The organism is Aquabacterium sp. A7-Y (assembly GCF_026153205.1).
Classification (GTDB): Bacteria; Pseudomonadota; Gammaproteobacteria; order Burkholderiales; family Burkholderiaceae_C; genus Caldimonas.
On sequence record NZ_JAPFBW010000005.1, the window covers coordinates 45,708 to 66,101 of the forward strand.

Genomic DNA, 20,394 nt, shown 5'->3' on the forward strand with positions numbered 1-20,394 from the left:
TAGACCGCCGTCGTCTGGCCCGGCGCCTCGTCGGCCAGCAGCTCGCCGTCGCCGCCCACGGAGGTCGAGGTCGACGAGGGCAGCGGTCCGGCGTGGATCACCACCGCCTCGGGATCGAGCAGCCAGGTGCCGCCGGGGCCCCGGGGCGCCGACACATCCGGCACGCCGCTGCGCGTCAGCGTCTTGCCCGAGGTCTCGACCCGGCCACCCTGCCCGCCGCCGGCGCCGCCGCGCGCGCTGATGGCGCCGCGCGAGACGGTGTGCCCGTCGGACCACACCACCACGGTGCCGCCGTCGCCCACCTCGGTGGCGTCGGCCTTGATCGTCGCACCGCGCCTGAAGCGGGTGGCCTGGGCGTTCTCGACCCGGGCGTCGCGGCCCTGCCAGCCGCCGCCGACCAGCACTTCGCCGCCGCCGCGCGCGCCGGAGGCGTCGAGCACGGCGCCGTCCTGCACCTCGGTGCGCGCCCCGGTCACGATGATCTGCCCGCCCTGCTCGCCGCGGCGGGCGCTGGCGCTGCCCGACACTTCGGCGCTGTGGCGGGCCTTGAGCCAGACCTTGCCGTCGACGACCTCGAGCGCATTGGCCTGCGCGCTGCCGCGGTGCTTCAAGGTGCCGGCGAAGAGGCCGACCGCGCCAGCCTCCACCGAGCCGAGGTTGAGCACCGTGTCGCCGGCGTTGGCGACTTCCAGCTGCACACCTTCCAGGCCGCGGCCGGTGATGCTCACCGACTGCCCGGCGGCCAGGATGGCCTGGCCGTTCTCGACCTTCAGCGCCCCTTCGTTGCTGATCTGCGGCGCGATCAGGTAGACGTCGCCGTGGGCCTGCACCACGCCGGTGATCGCGATGCCGCCGGGCACGCCCTCGGCCTGCAGCCTGACCTTGCCGGCCTTCCAGTCGGCGTCGCTGATGTTGAGCGTCGAGGCGGTGAAACCCGCCGTGTCGATGACCGCGCCGCGGCCGAAGACAATGCCGGCGCTGTTGACCAGGAACACCTTGCCGTTCGAGCCCAGGTGGCCGAGGATCTCGCTGGCCTTGCCGCCGGTGACGCGGTTGAGCACGCTGCTGCTCGCACCCTGCTGCTGAAAGTAGACGCTCTGGCCGCGGTCGATGCCGAAACTCTGCCAGTGGATGATGGCGCCGGGCGTGTTGTTGATCTGCAGGTGCTTGCCCTGCTGGTTCATTTGCGCCTGCCCGTGCACCACCTGGGCGCCCTGGGGCAGCGCCTGCAGGCTGCCGGAGGCGAAACCGAGCGCGAGCGCCGCCGCCAGCGGCTGAATCGGAAAGCGCCGCGCAGCGCGCGCAGCGATCGGCCCCGGCACAACGCCGGCCGCCGACGCTGACAGGCGCGGCACCTTGGTGAACGACATACGTGCGGTCATGTGACTCTCCCTCCGCGTCCCGGCGAAGGCGGGAACCAGCGGCGCTTGTCTCGACGCTGCCGCCCCTCGGACGACAGCATGCGGCGAAGGCTGCCCCTACCCCGGGAGAGCTCGGCCGCAAAGCTGCAGGATTACATCACCGAAGCACGGGAACTCCAACCCTGCAGCCCGGGAAATCCCGCAGACATCCCCTCAATGGGGGACGCCGCTATTTGGATCGGGGAGCCAGGGACTGCCGCAGCTCCTCGTCCACACGCTCGAGCTCGATGCCCAGGCGCTGCAGCGCCCCGCCGGCGATCTCGCGCTGGCGCGCGCCCCAGATGGGCTGCGGGAAGTGGCTGTCCCAGTCGTAGCGCGCGATCAGGTGCCAGTGCAGGTGGGGCACCATGTTACCCAGGGCGGCGAGGTTGATCTTGGTTGGCGCCAGCCGGCGGCGCACCACCGCCTCGACCGCCGCGACCACTTCGATGCATTCGTGCCGCTCGGCGGCGTCGAGGTCGGTCAGTTCGGCGCAGTGGGCGTTCCAGATCACCCGCCAGAAGCCGGGAAAGTCGCGGTCCTCGACCCGCACGACACGCCAGCGCGGCCCCTGCAGCACCAGCCGCCCACCGGGGGCCCGACACAGTTCACAATCGCCGCTCGACGGCGTGCCCGCCGGGAGCCCGTTTTCCTTTTCCTGCTTGTCGCTTGTCATCGTGATCCCCGTCCAGCACAGAACCGCGACGGGCCCGGTTCGAGGGCCCGGCCTGGCCGGCCGCCTCCCGGGCACCGGCGCCTTGCATTATCCGGGTGCCCGCCCGGCGATCCGGTGAGCCGGCCGGACGCCGCCGCCGAGGCGCTTTCACGCGCTCGCCGGGCCCTCGCCGGGGCCGACTTCCTCGGCGCCTGCGAGCAGTTCGAGCGCGTGCTCGACCACGTGCCCGCGGGCCGCGTGACAGCCTCGATCTGGTTCGGCTACGGCTGCGCGCTGGCCGCCATCGGCGAGCTGCGCAGCTCGACCAATGCGGTGCGCAGCATCGCTGCCGGCGAACGGCGCGCCTTGCTGCTCCACCCGCAGCTCGACCGCGCCCTGTCCGAGGTGCTGCGCATCGGCTGGGATGCCCACCAGGTCCAGGCCCTGCTGTGCGCCTTCGCGATGCGCCAGGGACGTTGGGAGTACCGCCAGCCCTTCACGGCGGCGCTGCAGACCATCGCCGGGCAGCGCGCCGGCGTGCCGCTGCACCGCTCGCTGGTGTTCGACGCCTTTTCCTTCGGCCGCGACGACGCCCTGATCGCCGCGCTGTCGCAGCGTTTCGCCGACGACTACGCGGGCGGGACATCATCGGCTGCACCGCGGCCGGTGGCGCCGGCCGAGGCCCGACGCCGGCCGCTGCGCGTCGCGCTGCTGTCAGGCGAATGGCGCCGACACCCCACCTGCTACCTGCACCGGGACCTGGTCGCCGCGCTCGACCACCGCGAGCTGCACCTGACCGGCATCCACCTCGATGCCCGGGTCGACGCCTACACCGAGGACATGCGGGGCCTCTGCGACGACTGGCAGCACTGGCCCGGCCTGGGTGTGGGGGAGATCGCCGAACGCCTGCGTGCCGGCGGACATGACATCCTGTGGGTGCTGGGCAGCTTCCAGGAGACGCCGATCGCCGAGCTGCTGCCGCTGCGGCCCGTGCCGCTGGCGATCAACGGGCTGGCCTCCTACTACCCGCACGGCCGCGGCCTGGTGGACTACGCGGCGGTCGACCCGCTGACCGTGCCGCCGGCCGCCCGGCCGCATTGGGGCGAGGCGCTGGCCGAACTGCCGGCCACCACCTTCGTGCTCGGCCCGCTGGTGGAGCGGCACCCGCCGCGCCCCGGGCGCGCCGAGCTGGGTCTGCCGGAGGACGCGCTGGTGCTGGCCGCCACCCACCAGAGCTACAAGTGGTCGCCCGAGTGCGCCGACCTCTGGGCCGCCGTGCTGCACCGCTGCCCGAATGCGGTGCTGTGGCGGGTGCAGGCCCGCCCGCATCCGGAGGCAGCCTGGCAGCGCGCCATGGCCGAGCGCGGCATCGGTCCCGAGCGGCAACGTGTCTGCCTCACGGTGGACTGGCCCCAGCACATGGCCCGGCTGGGCGTGGCCGACCTCTTCCTCGACGCCACCCCGATGGGCGGCCACACCACGCTGCTGGAAGCCCTGGCCCAGGGCCTGCCCGCCGTCTCGCTGCGCGGGCCCGGGCCGGCCGGCCGCATCGGGCACGCCATCCTCGACGCGATGGGGCTGGCCGAGGCCTGCGTGGAGACGCCGCGGCAGTATGTCGAGCAGGTAGCCCGCTGGGCCGCCGACCCCGCGCTGCGCGCCCGCTGGCGGCAAACCGTCGCCGACCACCAGCCGGGCGGCCCCCGCCACAGCCCGGCCCGCGACGCGGCGCGTCAGGCGCGCTGGTGGGAGGAAGTGTTCAGGCGCATGTGGGAGATCCACTGCCGGGGATTGCCGCCGACATCTTTCCGGATCGAGCAGTGAGGCCTTGGTTTGCCCGGCGCCCGGCGCCTCATTACACTTCCACGAAACGTAAGGAGCCGATAGATGGCCGAATCCACGATCACGGCGAAGGGGCAAACGACGGTGCCGGCCCAGATCCGCGAGCAAGTCGGCGCGACACCTGGCACTCGACTGGTTTGGCACGTGATGCCGGACGGCAGCATCATCGTCCGGGCCAAGACGAAGTCCATCCTCGACTTGGCCGGAACCTTGAAGGCTCCCGAAGGCAAGCACGTCACGGTTGAAGAAATGAACGCCTGGCGCTGATGGCGGCGCTCGACACCAACGTCCTGGTTCGCTACCTGGTCCAGGATGACGCGGCACAGCTGGCCGATGCCCGCCAGTTGATCGGAAGCTGCGTCAACCAGGGGCAGACGCTCTACATCCCGGTCTCGGTCTCCTTGGAGCTCGAATGGGTGCTGCGCTCGAATTTCGGTGTCAGCAAGGCCGAGGTCGTGCAAACACTGTCGCAGCTCCTGTCGGCCGCCGAACTGTCGTTCGAGTCCGAGAGTGCGCTGGAGCTCGCGCTGTCACGCTACAGAGAAAGTGCTGCCGACTACGCCGATTGTGTCCACGTGGCACTGGCCCTGAGCGCCGGCGAGCAGCCTTTGTGGACCTTCGACAAGAAAGCATCGAAGTTGAACGGCGCCCGGCTGCTGGCGCGGGCATGACGATCGGGGACCGCCCAGCGGCGGTCCCGTGCCGGCTCAGACCAGCACCCGCTCGATCCCGCCGTTGTTCGCCTTCGCGACGTACTGCGGCATCCAGTCCTCGCCGAGGATCTGGCGGGCCATCTCGACGACGATGTAGTCGGCCTCCAGCAGCCCGTTGTTGAGGTCGTTGCCGTAGCGGCTCAGGCCCTGCAGACAGCTGGGGCAGGACGTCAGGATCTTCACGTCGCCCTGCTCGGGCACGGCGCCGCTCGCGCGCAGCGCGGCCTCGCCCTTGCGCAGTTCCTCTTCCTTGCGGAAGCGGATCTGGGTCGAGATGTCCGGCCGGGTCACGCCCAGGGTGCCCGACTCGCCACAGCAGCGCTCGTTTTTCAGCACCTGCTCGCCCACCAGCGCCTTGACCGTCTTCATCGGATCCTGCAGCTTCATCGGGCTGTGGCAAGGATCATGGTAGAGATAGGCGCCCTTGGACTCGAGCTTGACGCCCTTCTCGAGCAGGAACTCGTGGATATCGATGATGCGGCAGCCGGGGAAGATCTTGTCGAACTCGTAGCCCTGCAGCTGGTCGTAGCAGGTGCCGCAGCTGACCACCACGGTCTTGATGTCGAGGTAGTTCAGCGTGTTGGCGACGCGGTGGAACAGCACCCGGTTGTCGGTGATGATCTTCTCGGCCTTGTCGAACTGGCCCGACCCGCGTTGCGGATAGCCGCAGCACAGATAACCCGGCGGCAGCACGGTCTGCACTCCCGCATGCCAGAGCATCGCCTGGGTCGCCAGGCCGACTTGCGAGAACAGGCGCTCGGAACCGCAGCCGGGGAAATAAAACACCGCCTCGCTGTCGGCCGTGGTCGACTGCGGGTTGCGGATGATGGGGACGTAGTCCTTGTCCTCGATGTCCAGCAGGGCGCGGGCGGTCTTCTTCGGCAGGCCACCCGGCATCTTCTTGTTGATGAAGTGGATCACCTGCTCCTTGATCGGAGCCGTGCCCACGGTGGCCGGCGGCCGCGCCGTCTGGCGCCGTGCCACGCCGCCCAGCACCTTGTTGGCGACACGCTGAGCCTTGAAGCCGACGTCCACCATGGCGCCGCGCATCAGCTTGATGGTCTCGGGGTTGGTGGCGTTGAGCATCATCATCGCCATCTTGTTGCCCGGCCGGAAGCTCTTCTTGCCCATCTTGCGCAGCAGGTTGCGCATGTTCATCGAGACGTCGCCGAAGTCGATCTTCACCGGGCAGGGCGTCGCGCACTTGTGGCAGACCGTGCAGTGGTCACCGACGTCCTCGAACTCCTCCCAGTGCTTGATCGACACGCCGCGGCGCGTCTGCTCTTCGTAGAGGAAGGCCTCGACCAGCAATGAAGTAGCCAGGATCTTGTTGCGCGGGCTGTAGAGCAGGTTGGCACGTGGCACGTGGGTGGCGCAGACCGGCTTGCACTTGCCGCAGCGCAGGCAGTCCTTGATCGAGTGCGAGATCGCGCCGATGTCGGACTGCTGCATGATCAGCGACTCGTGCCCCATCAGCCCGAAGCTGGGCGTGTAGGCATTGGTCAGGTCGGCGAACAGCCCGGGCTCGCGCATCAGCTTGCCCTTGTTGAAGCGGCCCTCGGGATCGACCTTGCGCTTGTAGGTGGTGAAGTCGCGGATCTCGTCGTCGGTCAGGAACTCGAGCTTGGTGATGCCGATGCCGTGCTCGCCGGAGATCACGCCGTCCAGGCTGCGCGCCAGCTTCATGATGCGCCCGACCGCCTCGTGCGCGGTCTGCAGCATCTCGTAGTTGTCGCTGTTGACCGGGATGTTGGTGTGCACGTTGCCGTCGCCGGCATGCATGTGCAGCGCGACCCAGACGCGGCCCTTGAGCACTTCCTTGTGGATGCGCCGGCACTCCTCGACGATGGGCGCGAAGGCCGCGCCCGCGAAGATGCCTTGCAGCGGCTTGAGCACCTGCGTCTTCCACGAAGCGCGCAGGCTGTGGTCCTGCAGCTGCGCGAAATAACTGCGGCCGCTGTCGGCCTGCACCAGGTCCAGCTGCATCAGCCAGCGTTGCCACAGGGCGCCCGTCTCGCGGACCACGCTGAGCGCTTGCTGCACCCGATCCTCCAGCAGCTCGGCGCTGGGGATTTCGCTCGCGTCGTCGCTCTTGCCCAGCGGCAGGCTGCCGCCGCTGAAGAAGGCGTCCAGGCGCTCGATGAGGGCCAGCTTGTTGCGCAGCGACAGCTCGATGTTGATGCGCTCGATGCCCTCGGTGTACTCGCCCATGCGGGGCAGCGGGATCACCACGTCTTCGTTGATCTTGAAGGCGTTGGTGTGCTTGGAGATCGCCGCGGTGCGCTTGCGGTCGAGCCAGAACTTCTTGCGCGCATCGGGCGAAACCGCCGTGAAGCCCTCGCCCGAGCGGCCATTGGCCAGCCGCACCACCTCGGAGGCGGCGCGCGCCACCGCGTCGGGGTCGTCGCCGACGATGTCGCCGATCAGCACCATCTTGGGCAGCGTGCCGCGCTTGGACTTGGTGGCGTAGCCGACCGCCTTGAGGTAGCGGTCGTCCAGGTGCTCCAGGCCGGCCAGGATGGCGCCGCCGCGCTTCTGCTCGGCGAACATGTAGTCCTTGATCTCGACGATGCTGGGCACCGCGTCCTTGGCATTGCCGAAAAACTCCAGGCATACCGTGCGGGTGTGCGAAGGCATGCGGTGCACCACCCAGCGCGCCGAGGTGATCAGGCCGTCACAGCCTTCCTTCTGGATGCCCGGCAGACCGGCCAGGAACTTGTCGGTCACGTCCTTGCCGAGGCCCTCCTTGCGGAAGGTACGGCCCGGGATGTCGAGCCGCTCGGTGCGGATCGGTGTCTTGCCGTCGGCCTCGAAGTAGCGCAGCTCGAAGCTCGCCACCTCGACGTCGTGGATCTTGCCGAGGTTGTGGTTCAGGCGCACCACCTCCAGCCATTGGGCATCCGGCGTCACCATGCGCCAGGAGGCCAGGTTGTCGAGCGCGGTGCCCCACAGCACGGCCTTCTTGCCGCCGGCGTTCATCGCGATGTTGCCACCGATGCAGGACGCCTCCGCCGAGGTCGGGTCCACCGCAAAGACGAACCCCCCGCGCTCGGCGGCGTCGGCCACGCGCTGGGTCACGACGCCGGCCTCGGTCCAGATGGTGGCGACCGGCTGGCTCAGGCCGGGCAGGCCGACCAGCTCGACCTCGGTCATGGCCTCCAGCTTTTCGGTGTTGATGACCGCCGACTGCCAGGTCAGCGGCACCGCGCCCCCGGTGTAGCCGGTGCCGCCGCCGCGCGGGATGATGGTCAGGCCCAGCTCGATGCAGCCCTTGACCAGCGCGGCCATCTCGGCCTCGGTGTCGGGCGTCAGCACGACGAAGGGGTACTCGACACGCCAGTCGGTCGCATCGGTGACGTGCGAGACCCGGCTCAGGCCGTCGAACTTGATGTTGTCGCGCGCCGTGTGCCGGCCCAGCACCTTGACGGCGCGCCGGCGCAGCTGGGCCACCGCCTCGAACTGCTCGGCGAAGCTTTCCACCGCCTGGCCCGCCACCAGCAGCAGCTCGCCGACCAGTGCATCGCGCCCGGCATCAGCGCCCGGCGTGCGGCGCCGCTGCACTTCACGCAGGCGGTGGTGCAGTGCGTCGATCAGCAGCCTGCGGCGCTTGGGATTGTCGAGCAGGTCGTCCTGCAGGTAGGGGTTGCGCTGTACCACCCACATGTCGCCCAGCACTTCGTACAGCATGCGGGCGGATCGCCCGGTCTGGCGCTCCTCGCGCAGACGGCTCAGCAGTTCCCAGGCGCGCGGCCCGAGGATGCGGATGACGATCTCGCGGTCGGAGAACGAGGTGTAGTTGTAGGGGATCTCGCGCAGCCGGGGGGCTGCGTGCGCCATGTCGAGGTCGACGGCGATGTCCTTCAGGGGGAGCGGTGCGTTCAAGAGGGCTCCGGGCGCTTGGCGTGGGGTTTGTAACGGCGCTTAAACGGCAATCGTACCGCAGTGCCGCATTCCGCCGCCCCGGCGCGGCCTTCGCTGCGTCGACAAGCGCACACAAAGCTTCAGGAACATTTCAACACCCCACCCGCCGAGAGATTCGTAGTTGCACTACATTTTTTGGCTGTCACTACAGCAAATACAGAGGTAACACCGTGATTTTTTTAATGGAAAACCTGAATAAGTCCTGTAGTTCTCCTTCTCTACGATGCCAGCGCCGAGGCCGATTCGCCCGGTCCACCACCCGCCAGCGCGCCCCGGCCGCAGCCGCCAGGCCGCGCAGATCCGAGAAGGAACACCACCGATGCTTGTCTTTCTGTCCGCCTCGCCGCGGCGAGCTCCGATGCCCTTGCTGTGCCTGACCACCGCCCTGCTGCTGGCGGCCTGCGGGGGCTCCGGCTCCGATGACAAGGACACGTCGCTGCGGGGCGAACCGGCTGCCGACCTCGCCTTCTGCGACGCGCCACGCCACGAGCAGGTGCTGCACCCCGTGCCCGGACTCGGCGACGCGGTGGTCGGCACCCTGGACATCAAGACCGTGCGGGTCCACTACCGTCGCAGCGACGGCCAGTACCAGCGCTGGGGCCTGCACCTGTGGAACGGCAACGGCATCGACGTCGCCCGGCTGCCCTTCGCAGAGAGCCTCCTCAACCAGTGGGCTCAGCCGGTACCGCTGACCCGGATGCCCCACTACGCCGAGGGCCCGGACGAGGTCGTGTTCGACATCCCGGTGCTCAGCCCCACGGACGACCCGCAGCGCGAGACGCTGGCCTTCATCATTCACGGCCTGCCCGGCGCCGGCAACCCAGGCGTGGACGACAAGGACGGCCGCAGCAGCGACAGCGTGGTGCGTTTCGCCGGCCTGAAGATCGAGAACCAGGTCGGCCACGTCTGGCTGGTGCAGCAAGACCCCGCGGTTTACGCCGCCGCCTCGGACATTGGCCGCATCCGGCTCGACGAGGCGCGCGCTTACTGGCTCAACCGCCAGTTGCTGCAATGGCCGGGCGCGGACAGCACCGGCATCTTCAAGCTCTACCACTCGAAAAACGGCCAGATCCGGGTCAAGCAGGACGAGGCGGTCAGCGGTGCCGACGGCAGCTTCACCCTGCAGGCCGGCGCCAGCGTGCCGGCCGCGCTGGCCGAGCGCTTCAAGTTCGTTGGCGCAGGCACGCGGCTGAAGGTGGCCGACGCCGATCTCCAAGGCCTGGCCGGCATGCGCGACCGGCAGCTGGTGCTGGTGCAGGAAACCGAGGGCGGGCTGGCACGCCGGGCCACCGTGGCCCAGATCGCCGGCGCGCTCGACGATCAGTTCGCCGCCGCGGCGGCCGTGCAAGACCTGGGCGCCGACGTCGGCGGCGCCGGTACGACCCTCAAGCTCTGGGCCCCCACCGCGCAGAAGGTGCAGGCCTGCGTCTACGACAGCAGCAGCGGCCAGGCCACCGCGGTTGCGCCGATGACCCGCGACGCGGCCACTGGCGTCTGGAGCTACACCTCGGCGAGCGACCTGAAGGGCCGGTACTACACCTATCTGGTCGACGTTTTCGTCAACGGAACAGGGGTGATGCGCAACCGCGTCACCGACCCCTATTCGATCAGCCTGACGACCGACTCCACACGCAGCTACATCGCCGACCTCGGCGATGCAGCCCTCAAGCCGGCCGGCTGGGACCGTCACGCCGCGCCGGTGGTGGCCGCGCAGGAGGACATGTCCATCTACGAGCTGCACGTGCGCGACTTCTCGATCCACGACGGCAGTGTCAGCGAGGACAAGCGCGGCAAGTACCTCGCGTTCACCGAGGCCGGTTCACGCGGCATGCAGCACCTCAAGGCGCTGGCCGCGGCCGGCCTCACCGACGTGCACCTGCTGCCCGCCTATGACTTCGGCTCGGTGCCCGAGGGCTCGTGCAAGACGCCCGAGATCAGCGCGGGGCCGAGCGATTCGGCCGCCCCGCGCGACGCGATCAAGGCCGTCAAGGACGAGGACTGTTTCAACTGGGGTTATGACCCCTTCCACTACACCGCGCCCGAAGGCAGCTATGCCAGCGACCCGGCCGACGGCGCGCGCCGCATCGTCGAGTTCCGTCAGATGGTCGCCGGCCTGCACGCTGCCGGCCTGAGGGTCGGCATGGACGTCGTCTACAACCACACCTTCCAATCCGGCCAGGGCGCGAAGTCGGTGCTGGACCGCATCGTGCCCGGCTACTACCACCGGCTGTCGGCGGAGGGCCAGGTGGCCGACTCGACCTGCGGCGGCTGCGGCAACACCGCGACCGAAAACACCATGATGGCCAAGCTCATGATCGATTCGGTCAAGACCTGGGCCACGCACTACAAGATCGACTCCTTCCGCTTCGACCTGATGGGCCACCAGCCGCGCGCGGTGATGGAAAAGCTCAAGGCCGAGGTCCGTGCGGCGGCCGGCCGCGACATCTTCCTGATCGGCGAGGGCTGGAACTTCGGCGAAGTCGCCAACGGCGCGCGCTTCGTGCAGGCTTCGCAGCTCTCGCTCAACGGCAGCGGTATCGCCACCTTCAGCGACCGCGCGCGCGATCGCATCCGCGGCGGCGGCTGCTGCGACGACGGCGAGACCTTCCGCCGACAGGGCTGGGTCACAGGCCTGTTTTTCGACCCCAACGAGTCGGCCAGCGGCGACACGGTCGAAGCATTGATGGACCATGCCGACCTGATCCGGCTGGGCCTGGCCGGCACGCTGCGCAGCTACAGCTTCCAGACGCGCGACGGCGACATCAAACGCGGCGACCAGCTGCTCTACGGCGACAGCCCGGCCGGCTATGCGAGCGCGCCGGGCGAGGTGGTGAACTACTACGAGAACCACGACAACCGGACCTTCTGGGACGGCCTGGCGGCCAAGCTGCCCCAGGCCACCTCCCTGCAGGACCGGGTGCGCATCCAGACGCTGGCGGCCGCGATCAACAGCTTCAGCCAGGGCATCGCCTATTTCCACGCCGGCAGCGACGTGCTGCGCTCCAAGTCCATGGACAGCAACAGCTACAACTCGGGCGACTGGTTCAACCGCCTGGACTGGAGTTATGCCAGCAACCACTTCGGCACCGGACTGCCGCCCAGCGGCGACGAGGCGCTGGCCAGGGACACGCTGGCGGCGCCCCGGCTGGCACACCTGAAGGCCGGTCAGGCCGAGATCGAGAGCGCCCGCGGCATGTTCAACGACCTGCTGCGCATCCGCAAGAGCAGCTCGCTGTTCCGGCTGCGCAGTGCGGCCGAGGTGCAGGCACGTCTGAAGTTCCACAACACCGGCCCCGCTCAGGTGCCGACCGTGATCGCCGGCCACCTGGACGGCCAGGGCTACGCCGGTGCCGGCTTCCAGGAGATCCTCTACTTCATCAATGTCGACAAGGTCGCCCACCGCCTCAGCCTGCCCGTCGAGAAGGGCAAGGCGTGGGTGCTGCACCCGGTGCATGCGCAGGGCACCGACCGCCGCCCGGCGGAAGCCGCGCGCTACGTGAGCGCGACCGGCGAGTTCACGGTGCCGCCGCGCACCGCGGTGGTCTACGTGGTGCAGCCCTGAGGGAGGCCCTGCCGGACAGCCGTCCGGCTCATGCCGGGCGGCCCCGGTAGGCGCCCGGGGTGTCGCCGGTCCAGCCCTTGAAGGCGCGGTGGAAGGAGGCCGTGCTGTCGAAGCCCAGCTCGGCCGCGATGGTGGCCATGGGCTCCCGGCTGCGCGTCAGCTTCTGCACCGCGAGGTCGCGCCGCAGTTCGTCCTTCACACGCTGGAAGGAGGTGCCCTCGTCGGCCAGGTGCCGGTGCAGCGAGCGCACCGAGACGTGCAGGGCCTGCGCCGTGCTTTCGGCGGTCGCGGCCAGCGGCAGGCGGGCGAGCAGGTGCTCGCGCAGCCGCTGGCTCAGCAGCTCCTGCTTGAAGGAAACGAACAACCAGTCCTCCGGCGCGCGCCGCAGGAAGTCCTTGAGCTCGTGGCGGCTGCGGCGCACCGGCAGCTGCAGGTGCGCCGACTCCATCAGCAGGGCGGTCTCGGGCTGCGCGAAGCGCACCGGCCCCGGATAGAGCGCCTGGTACTCGGCCGCGAAAGACGGCCGCTCGAAGGAGAAGTCGACGCCCACCAGCGGGATGCGCCGGCCGACCAGCCACGAGGCCACCCCGTGGATCAGCTTGAGCATCAGGTCCAGCGCGACGGGTTTGCAGGGCGAGGCGCCGGCGTGCTCGATCAGCGCGACGCGACTGGTGTCGGCACCGGCCGTCAGCTCCAGGTGGAAATCGTCCTGCAGCAGGCGCAGCACCCTCGACCAGCGGTGCAAAGCGACCTGCAAGGAGCCGGCATCCAGCAGGCTCAGGCAGGTGAACTTCAGCGCCCCGGGACGCAGCGGCCGCGAGAACAGTCGCGGCATCTCGTCGTCCAGGCGCAAGGCGAGCAGGCGGTAGAGCGTCGCGACCTGCTGCTCGGTGACCCGGGCCGCCGGCTGGCCGGCCAGCCAGGGCGCGATGCCGGCCTCCTCCAGGCAGCCGGGCAGTTGCTCCGGCGTGAGCTCCATCGCGGAACACAGGGCGTGCACATAGCCCATGGAGATGGTCGGTGAGGACACGCGCGCTTTCATCGGCCGCACTCTTTGGCAGTAAATGCAACTATGACGGCTCAGTTCGCCAGTGACGCCGCGCGTGGCGCGACCGACACTCGAGCCAGGAGCCGGGCGCCCCCGGCCTGGGACCACCCGGAAGTCAACAACATAGCATGCAGGTCTGTGCCGGCACCCCGGGGTTGTCACGGAACGATGGTTCCGCTGTGCAGGAACGAAGAGGAGGAATTGATGTCCATCCCTGAAGCCCGCCGCGCGCGGGCGGTGGTTTGCCGCAGCATCGGCGCGCCGGTGGTCGTCGAGGACATCCTGGTGCAGCCGCCGCGTGCCGGCGAGCTGATGATGAAGGTCAGCGCCTGCGGCGTCTGCCATTCGGACCTGTCGGCCACTGACGGCACGATTCCCTTCCCGCCGCCGCTGGTGCTGGGCCACGAAGGAGCCGGTGTGGTCGTCGCGGTGGGCGAAGGGGTCAGCCGCTTCGCGGTCGGCGACCATGTCGTGAGCTCCTTCGTCAGCATGTGCGGAAAGTGCCGCTACTGTGCAGAAGGGCGGCCGCAGTTGTGCGATCAGGCGGCCCGCACCACCATCAGCCTGCCCGACGGCAGCGTGCGCACCTTCGACACCGAAGGCCGGCCCCTGGGTGTCTTCGCCGGCTGCGGTACGATGGCCGAATATGCGACCCTGCACACAGACAACGTGGTCAAGATCGACCGGGACATGCCGCTGGACCGCGCCGCGCTGATCGGCTGCGGCGTGATGACCGGCTATGGCGCCGTTCACAACACCGCGCGTGTGACGGCGGGCTCGGCGACCGCGGTGTTCGGCTGCGGCGGGGTCGGCCTCAATGTCGTGCAGGCCTGCTGCATCGCGGGCGCCGGCACGGTGGTGGCGGTCGACACCTCCGACGAGAAGCTGGAGATGGCGCGCCGCCTGGGCGCCACCCACACCGTCAAGGCGGGGCCGGACACCAACGTCGTCAAGGCGGTGCGCGGCCTGACGGAGGGCGGCGCCGACTACAGCTTCGAGTGCGTCGGCCGCGGCAGCGTGGTGTCGCAGGCCTACGGCGCGCTGCGCAAGGGCGGCACTGCGGTGGTGGTCGGCGTCGCGCCGCCGGACGACACCACCAGCCTGCGAACCGCCACGCTGACCTTCGACGAAAAGACGCTCAAGGGCAGCTACTTCGGCTCGGCGCGACCGCCGCTCGACTTTCCCCGCCTGATCGGCCTCTACCGCCAGGGGCGGCTGCGCCTGGACGAGCTGATCACGCGCGAATACCGGGTCGACGAGGCGCCGCAGGCCTTCGCCGACCTCGCTGCCGGGCGCAATGCGCGCGGCATGATCGTGTTCGACTGACCCCCTTCGACCTTTACCGGCCCCTGCTGCCTCCCCCTGTTTCCTGTCCAGGAGTGTTTTTCATGATCCGTCACGACCAGCTCTACATCGGCGGCGCCTGGGTGCCCTGCCCCTCCCGCGAAGTCATCGAGGTGGTCTCGCCCTCCACCGAGGAGGTCATCGCGACCGTGCCGGCCGGCAGCAGCGTGCAGGTCGATGCCGCGGTGACGGCCGCCCGAGCGGCCTTCGAGTCCTGGTCCGCGACATCGCCCGCCGAACGCGCCGAGGTGCTGCAGCGCATCCACGAAGGCCTGAAGGCCCGCGCGCCCGAGATCGCCCGCACCATCTCGTCGGAGATGGGCATGCCGCTGCACCAGGCGCTGCGCATCCAGGTCGGCACCCCGGTCGCGAGCTTCAAGCTGTATGCCGAACTGGCGCGCAGCTTCGCCTTCGAGGAAGAAGTGGGCCATTCCCGGGTGCTGCGCGAAGCGGTCGGCGTGGTGGCGGCCATCACGCCCTGGAACTACCCGCTGCACCAGATCGCCGCCAAGGTCGGCGCGGCACTCGCGGCCGGCTGCACCCTCGTGCTCAAGCCCTCCGAGGTGGCGCCGCTGAACGCCTTCCTGCTGGCCGAGGTGATCCATGAAGCCGGCCTGCCGCCGGGCGTCTTCAACCTCGTCACCGGCTACGGCGGCACGGTGGGCGAGGCCCTGGTCGCCCACCCGGACGTGGACATGATCTCCTTCACGGGCTCGACCCTGGCAGGCAAGCGCATCTCGGAAGTGGCGGCGCACACGGTCAAGCGGGTGTCGCTGGAGCTGGGCGGCAAGTCCGCCGCGGTGGTCCTCGACGATGCCGACCTCGCCGCTGCGGTGCACGGTACGGTCGCCAACTGCTTCATGAATGCCGGGCAGACCTGCACCGCGCACACCCGGCTGCTGGTGCCCCGCGCGCGTCTCGAGGAAGCGTGTGCGCTGGCGGTCGAGGCGGCTGCCGACTGGCGTGTCGGCGATCCCTTCGACGAGCGCAGCCAGCTCGGGCCGGTGGCCTCGGCGCTGCAGCGCGAGCGGGTACGCCACCACATCCGCGCTGGCGTCGAGGCCGGCGGCCGGCTGCTGTGCGGCGGACCGGATGCGCCGATCGGCCTGGAGCGCGGCTACTACGTGTCGCCCACCATCTTCGCCGACGTGCGCCCGGACGCACGCATCGCCCAGGAAGAGGTGTTCGGCCCGGTGCTGGTCATCCTGCCCTATGAGGACGAAAACGACGCGGTGCGCATCGCCAACGGCACGGTCTACGGGCTCTCGGGCGGCGTGTGGTCGGCGACCGAGGAGCGCGCTGTCGCGGTGGCGCGGCGGCTGCGCACGGGCCAGGTCAACATCAACGGCGGCGGCTTCAACCTGAAAGCACCCTTCGGCGGCTACAAGCAGTCGGGCCACGGGCGCGAGCTGGGCGTCTACGGCCTGGAGGAGTTCCTGGAGTACAAGTCGCTGCAGTTCAAGCGCTGAGCGGCGACCAGGGCCTGTTAACAGGCCCTAGCATCGTGCAGCCTTTCTTCTTCCGGAGATCCTGCAGATGCTGTACGCCTTGCGCCCGCTCGCTTTCGCCCTCCTCGCCGCCCTCGGCAGCGCGGCCCACGCCCAGGCCGCCGCCGGCACGGCGGCCGCCCTGGACGCCGCCGTCCTCGACGCGCTCGACCTGCGCATCGCCGCGGCCGCCCCGCGCGTGATCGAGTGGCGCCGCGACATCCATGCCCATCCCGAGCTGTCGGGCCGGGAGGTGCGCACCGCGCGGCTGGTGGCCGAGCATCTCAAGCGCCTGGGCCTGGAGGTGCAGACCGGGGTCGGCGGCACGGGGGTCGTCGGCATCCTGCGCGGCGCCCTGCCCGGCAAGGTGGTGGCCTTGCGCGCCGACATGGACGCCCTGCCGGTCGAGGAGGCCACCGGCCTGCCCTTTGCGTCCAAGGTCCGGGCCAGCTACCGCGGCAAGGAGACCGCGGTGATGCATGCCTGCGGGCACGATGGTCACACCGCCATCCTGATGGGTGTGGCCGAGGTGCTGCAGGGCATGAAGGCGCGCCTGCCCGGCTCGGTCAAGTTCATCTTCCAGCCCGCCGAGGAGGGCGCGCCGGACGGCCACGACCACCATGACGGCGCTGCGACGCCCGCCTGGGGCGCCAAGGCGATGGTGGAGCAAGGTGCGCTGAAGGAGGTGCAGGCGATCTTCGGGCTGCACCTGACGGGCAACCTGCCGCTCGGCGTGGTGGGCTACCGCAGCGGCCCGCTGATGGCCGGTGCCGACTCGCTGCGCATCCGGGTACAGGGCCGCGGCACGCACGGCTCGGCACCGTGGAGCGGGGTCGACCCCATCCTGGCGTCGGCCCAAGTGGTGGTGGGCCTGCAGGGCATCGTGAGCCGCCAGCTCAACATCACCCAGGAACCGGCAGTGCTCACGATAGGCGCGATCCAGGGCGGCAACCGCGACAACATCATTCCGGACAGCGTCGAGATGCTGGGCACCCTGCGCACCTTCGACGAGGGCATGCGCAGCGAGGCCAAGCAGCGCATCGCGACCACCGCGCAGTCCATCGCCGCGGCCAGCGGCGCGCAGGCCAGCGTCAGCTTCGGCCCGACCGCCTACAGCGTCACGAACAACCCGCCCGCGCTCACCGAGGCGGTGCTGCCGGCCTTGAAGCTCGCGGCCCGCGGCCGGGTGACGGAGATCCCCAAGGTGAGCGGCTCGGAGGACTTCTCGGAGTTCCAGAAGGCGGTGCCCGGCTTTTTCTACCTGCTCGGTGCGACACCCAAGGGCAAGGAAGCAGCAACGGCGCCAACCAACCATTCACCGGCCTTCGACATCAACGAAGACGCCCTGGCCGTGGGCGTGAGGACACTGTCGGTGCTGGCGCTGGACTTTCTCGGGCGGCCCTGAGATCAGGCGGCCGGCCGCGCCGCCCCTCCCCCCGCGTTCTGGGAGGTGTCCCACTCAAGTCAGGGGGCCGGCGGCCTCCCGCCCTTGTCGTCGCACCGGCTTTCCGGATAATTCCGCCCTGCAGTAACAAATTATTACGTAGGGTGATGGATACGAGGGTGCAGCTGGTCTTCCTGGGCGAGACCGTCGAGGGTTTTGACGTCGAGAGCGTGAAGCGCGGCCTGGCGCAGTTGCTCAGGCTGGACGACAGCCGGCGCGAGGAGCTGTTCTCCGGCCGGCGCCGGGTCCTCAAGCGGGCGCTCGACGCCGCCAAGGCCCAGCAGTACGTGGCGCAGTTCGCCAGGGTCGGCGCACGGCTTCACGTCGAAGCCGACGAGGCGGCCCGGCGGCCCTTGCAACTCGTCGATCCCGCAACGCCGCCTGCGGCTCCAAGCCCCGGCAGCCGCCCCGCCGCGGCGCCGGCACCGGTGTCGCCTGCTTTGGCACTCGCACGCGGCGACGAGGAGATCGTCTGCCCCTCCTGTGGCGAACGACAGCCCAAGCGCATCCTCTGCCGATCCTGCGCGACCGACATGCCGCGTGGCATCGCGGCCAAGCGGGAGGAGGAGGAGAAGGCACGGGCCGAGCGCCGGGCCGCCTTCATGGCGCGGCACAAGGTGAGCGCATCGACCGCCGGGGCGAGCGGGTTCGAGTCCGGTGAGGCGCCCGCGATGTGGGGCTTGGGCTTCTCCGGGCGCATCGGCCGGCTGCGCTATGCGACGGCCAGTGCCCAGATCGCCGCCGCGATGTTTTTCCTGGCTTGGTTTGCCCTGCGGGACCTGGAGCGGCCGAGATTTGTGCTGCTGGGCACGGTGCTGCTGGCCGCGTGTTTCCTGTTGCTGCGGCTGGCGTTCCTGCGCTGCCACGACTTCGACCGCAGCGGCTGGTGGAGCCTGCTGCAGGCGCTGCCCTTCGTGGGCTGGCTGATCGGCTGGCTGATCGCTCTGATGCCCGGGACCGAAGGTGAAAACGACCACGGCATCGAGCCGCCCCTGGGGCGCTGGTGGCACCTGTTCGCTTCGCTCGGGGTCCTGGTGGCAAGCACGCTGCTGAGCGTGCCGGCGATGCACGCGGTGTCCGTCGGCATGCTGGAGGACGGCGAGGCGTCGCTCGAGCCGATCGACCTGCCCTCGCCGGTTCCGCCGCACCTGCGAGAGGCCAGGGCGGCCTACCAGGAGGACTACCTGCCGGCGATCCCGCACAAGGCCTTCGCGCTGTCGTCCAGCGGCAGCTGGGGCATGAGCTCGCGGGCACCGTCTCCGCAGGAAGCGATGCGCGAGGCGCTGGCGAACTGCGACGCGCGGCGCGAGGCCTACACCGCCCTGTGCACCGTCGTCAGCGTCGACGATCAGGTGGCAAGGCAAGGCCTCCGCTGAGCCGGGGCCGCCACGCCCGTGTCGGTGTTCCGCTGACTGCCACACCCTCCCCTTGCGGCGAAGCTAGCCGCCATACCGCACAACCACCGGGGAGCCGCGCCATATGGCCCAGCTGCAAGAGGTCGCGAACTTCATGAAGGAGCACGGGCTGCTGCTCGTCACCGCCGAGTCCTGCACGGCCGGCCTCATCGCCGCCACGCTGGCCGACCTGCCCGGCGCCGGTGCGCTGCTCGACTGTGCCTTTGTCGTCTACTCGCCCGAGGCCAAGCAGCGCTGCCTGGGGGTCGACCCGAACACCATCGAGCGCTGCAACCTCACCAGCGAGGCAGTGGCCCGCGAGATGGTGCGCGGCGCGCTGCCGGAATGCCGGGCCAATGTCGCGATCGCCAACACCGGCGTCGCCGATGCGGTGGACGACGAGATTCCCGCCGGCACGCAGTGTTTCGCCTGGGCCTTCCGCAGCAAGGACGACCCGCGCGAACTGCGGATATTCTCCGAGACCCGCAGGTTCAGCGGCGGCCGCAACGAGATCCGCCAGCAGAGCGCCGAGTACGCGCTGCAGCGCCTGCCCCACTACTTCGAGACCGCCGGCCGGCTGTGCTGACGGCCCCGCACCCACTCAGGACACCGATGCAGACCCCCCAGCCCCCCGGCAGCCCTCCTGCCGCCGCCCCCCACCCCCGGCAGGCCGGGATCATGCGCGCGCTGGAGGTCGCAGAGACCTTCGACCCGGTGCTGGAGATCGAACGCCGGGTCGCCTTCCTCGCCGACTACACCCTGAGAGCGCGGGCCCGGGCGCTGGTGCTGGGCATCAGCGGCGGGGTCGACTCGCTGCTCGCCGCGCTGCTGGCGCAGCGGGCCGTGGAACGCCTGCGGAGTCAGGGCCACGAGGCCCGCTTCATCGCGATGCGCCTGCCCTATGGCGCACAGAAGGACGAGGCCGACGCCCAGCGCTGCCTGCAGGTCATCCGTCCCGACGAAATGCTCACCGTCGACATCCAGCCCGCTGTCGACGCGATGGCGCAGTCGCTGCGCGAAGCAGGCCTGGCCTACCGCGACGCCGCCCATGAGGACTTCCTGATCGGCAACGTCAAGGCACGCCAGCGCATGATCGCCCAGTACGCAGTGGCCGGCGCCCGTAGCGGGCTGGTCATCGGCACCGACCAGGCGGCCGAGGCATTGATGGGCTTTTTCACCAAACACGGCGATGGCGCGGCCGACCTGACCCCGCTGACCGGCCTCAGCAAGCGCCGCGTGCGGGCCCTCGCCAAGGCCCTGGGTGCACCCGACGAGCTGGTCTACAAGGTGCCCACCGCCGACCTCGAAACGCTGTCGCCGCTCAAGCCCGACGAGGTGGCCTTCGGCGTCAGCTACGAGCAGATCGACGACTTCCTCGAAGGCAAGGCGGTGGGGTCCGACGCCGAGGCCATCATCCTGCGCACCTACGACCAAAGCGCGCACAAGCGCGCCCTGCCTGCCACGCCTTGACCGGCAGGGCCGCCCGCGCTCCTGGCCTCAGGAGACAGGCCGGATGGGCCCCACGGCCGACATGTCTCTCACGCGAGACTTCAAGGATCACCTTGGGGCGCCCCCTCAGATGGGGGA

At 69.8% G+C, this 20,394-nt stretch carries 13 protein-coding genes and 1 pseudogene; 10 read left to right on the top strand and 4 right to left on the bottom strand.

Annotated features, from left to right (window positions below; translation table 11 throughout):
• Nucleotides 1-536: 536 nt before the first annotated feature.
• Together OOT46_RS30915 and OOT46_RS05570 are read right to left on the bottom strand one after the other, a co-directional pair.
• Nucleotides 537-1,382 (bottom strand): annotated as a pseudogene (locus OOT46_RS30915) (filamentous hemagglutinin N-terminal domain-containing protein); the annotation flags it as partial.
• A 208-nt stretch (nucleotides 1,383-1,590) separates the two neighbouring features.
• Nucleotides 1,591-2,076 (bottom strand): HIT family protein, encoded by a 486-nt coding sequence (locus OOT46_RS05570; protein ID WP_265402603.1) that lies wholly within the window; start codon nucleotides 2,074-2,076, stop codon nucleotides 1,591-1,593.
• A gap of 114 nt (nucleotides 2,077-2,190) precedes the next feature.
• On the opposite strand from OOT46_RS05570, the gene OOT46_RS05575 reads away from it, so the two are divergent.
• The 3 genes from OOT46_RS05575 to OOT46_RS05585 all read left to right on the top strand — a co-directional run bounded on the left by OOT46_RS05575 (nucleotide 2,191) and on the right by OOT46_RS05585 (nucleotide 4,565).
• Nucleotides 2,191-3,876: a hypothetical protein gene (locus OOT46_RS05575; protein WP_265402604.1), complete on the top strand. Its 1,686-nt coding sequence runs from the start codon at nucleotides 2,191-2,193 to the stop codon at nucleotides 3,874-3,876.
• Nucleotides 3,877-3,939: 63 nt separating this feature from the next.
• Nucleotides 3,940-4,161: an AbrB/MazE/SpoVT family DNA-binding domain-containing protein gene (locus OOT46_RS05580; protein ID WP_265402605.1), complete on the top strand. Its 222-nt coding sequence runs from the start codon at nucleotides 3,940-3,942 to the stop codon at nucleotides 4,159-4,161.
• Nucleotides 4,161-4,565: a PIN domain-containing protein gene (locus OOT46_RS05585; RefSeq protein WP_265402606.1), complete on the top strand. Its 405-nt coding sequence runs from the start codon at nucleotides 4,161-4,163 to the stop codon at nucleotides 4,563-4,565. The genes OOT46_RS05580 and OOT46_RS05585 overlap by 1 nt, the downstream gene beginning before the upstream one ends.
• 36 nt (nucleotides 4,566-4,601) lie before the next feature.
• On the opposite strand, the gene OOT46_RS05590 is transcribed toward OOT46_RS05585, so the two are convergent.
• Nucleotides 4,602-8,444, bottom strand: a complete 3,843-nt coding sequence (locus OOT46_RS05590; RefSeq protein WP_265402766.1) for an FAD/FMN-binding oxidoreductase — start codon at nucleotides 8,442-8,444, stop codon at nucleotides 4,602-4,604.
• Between the two features lie 403 nt (nucleotides 8,445-8,847).
• Here OOT46_RS05590 and OOT46_RS05595 point away from each other — a divergent pair, with 403 nt between their 5' ends.
• A complete protein-coding gene (locus OOT46_RS05595; RefSeq protein WP_265402607.1) occupies nucleotides 8,848-12,090 on the top strand; it encodes an alpha-1,6-glucosidase domain-containing protein in 3,243 nt (1,080 codons plus the stop codon).
• A gap of 28 nt (nucleotides 12,091-12,118) precedes the next feature.
• On the opposite strand, the gene OOT46_RS05600 is transcribed toward OOT46_RS05595, so the two are convergent.
• Nucleotides 12,119-13,132 (bottom strand): AraC family transcriptional regulator, encoded by a 1,014-nt coding sequence (locus tag OOT46_RS05600; protein ID WP_265402608.1) that lies wholly within the window; start codon nucleotides 13,130-13,132, stop codon nucleotides 12,119-12,121.
• A gap of 210 nt (nucleotides 13,133-13,342) precedes the next feature.
• Here OOT46_RS05600 and OOT46_RS05605 point away from each other — a divergent pair, with 210 nt between their 5' ends.
• The 6 genes from OOT46_RS05605 to nadE all read left to right on the top strand — a co-directional run bounded on the left by OOT46_RS05605 (nucleotide 13,343) and on the right by nadE (nucleotide 20,277).
• Nucleotides 13,343-14,464 carry a Zn-dependent alcohol dehydrogenase gene (locus tag OOT46_RS05605; protein ID WP_265402609.1) on the top strand — a complete coding sequence of 374 codons (1,122 nt, stop codon included), beginning with the start codon at nucleotides 13,343-13,345 and terminating at the stop codon, nucleotides 14,462-14,464.
• 62 nt (nucleotides 14,465-14,526) lie between these two features.
• A complete protein-coding gene (locus OOT46_RS05610) occupies nucleotides 14,527-15,951 on the top strand; it encodes an aldehyde dehydrogenase family protein (protein ID WP_265402610.1) in 1,425 nt (474 codons plus the stop codon).
• 67 nt (nucleotides 15,952-16,018) lie between these two features.
• Complete coding sequence (locus tag OOT46_RS05615; protein WP_265402611.1) at nucleotides 16,019-17,374, top strand: amidohydrolase; 1,356 nt, start codon at nucleotides 16,019-16,021, stop codon at nucleotides 17,372-17,374.
• Between the two features lie 146 nt (nucleotides 17,375-17,520).
• Nucleotides 17,521-18,789 (top strand): DUF805 domain-containing protein, encoded by a 1,269-nt coding sequence (locus OOT46_RS05620; protein WP_265402612.1) that lies wholly within the window; start codon nucleotides 17,521-17,523, stop codon nucleotides 18,787-18,789.
• Between the two features lie 103 nt (nucleotides 18,790-18,892).
• Nucleotides 18,893-19,393: a CinA family protein gene (locus OOT46_RS05625; protein WP_265402613.1), complete on the top strand. Its 501-nt coding sequence runs from the start codon at nucleotides 18,893-18,895 to the stop codon at nucleotides 19,391-19,393.
• Nucleotides 19,394-19,419: 26 nt separating this feature from the next.
• Nucleotides 19,420-20,277 (top strand): ammonia-dependent NAD(+) synthetase, encoded by an 858-nt coding sequence (nadE, locus tag OOT46_RS05630; RefSeq protein WP_265402614.1) that lies wholly within the window; start codon nucleotides 19,420-19,422, stop codon nucleotides 20,275-20,277.
• Nucleotides 20,278-20,394: the final 117 nt, after the last annotated feature.

Excerpts from the sequence above, each read along its gene's own strand:
- OOT46_RS05570 (WP_265402603.1), bottom strand. The coding sequence starts at position 2,076 with ATGACAAGCGACAAGCAGGAAAAGGAAAACGGGCTCCCGGCGGGCACG.
- OOT46_RS05580 (WP_265402605.1), top strand. The coding sequence starts at position 3,940 with ATGGCCGAATCCACGATCACGGCGAAGGGGCAAACGACGGTGCCGGCC.
- OOT46_RS05585 (WP_265402606.1), top strand. The coding sequence starts at position 4,161 with ATGGCGGCGCTCGACACCAACGTCCTGGTTCGCTACCTGGTCCAGGAT.
- OOT46_RS05590 (WP_265402766.1), bottom strand. The coding sequence starts at position 8,444 with ATGGCGCACGCAGCCCCCCGGCTGCGCGAGATCCCCTACAACTACACC.
- OOT46_RS05595 (WP_265402607.1), top strand. The coding sequence starts at position 8,848 with ATGCTTGTCTTTCTGTCCGCCTCGCCGCGGCGAGCTCCGATGCCCTTG.
- OOT46_RS05600 (WP_265402608.1), bottom strand. The coding sequence starts at position 13,132 with ATGAAAGCGCGCGTGTCCTCACCGACCATCTCCATGGGCTATGTGCAC.
- OOT46_RS05605 (WP_265402609.1), top strand. The coding sequence starts at position 13,343 with ATGTCCATCCCTGAAGCCCGCCGCGCGCGGGCGGTGGTTTGCCGCAGC.
- OOT46_RS05610 (WP_265402610.1), top strand. The coding sequence starts at position 14,527 with ATGATCCGTCACGACCAGCTCTACATCGGCGGCGCCTGGGTGCCCTGC.
- OOT46_RS05615 (WP_265402611.1), top strand. The coding sequence starts at position 16,019 with ATGCTGTACGCCTTGCGCCCGCTCGCTTTCGCCCTCCTCGCCGCCCTC.
- OOT46_RS05620 (WP_265402612.1), top strand. The coding sequence starts at position 17,521 with ATGGATACGAGGGTGCAGCTGGTCTTCCTGGGCGAGACCGTCGAGGGT.
- OOT46_RS05625 (WP_265402613.1), top strand. The coding sequence starts at position 18,893 with ATGGCCCAGCTGCAAGAGGTCGCGAACTTCATGAAGGAGCACGGGCTG.
- nadE (WP_265402614.1), top strand. The coding sequence starts at position 19,420 with ATGCAGACCCCCCAGCCCCCCGGCAGCCCTCCTGCCGCCGCCCCCCAC.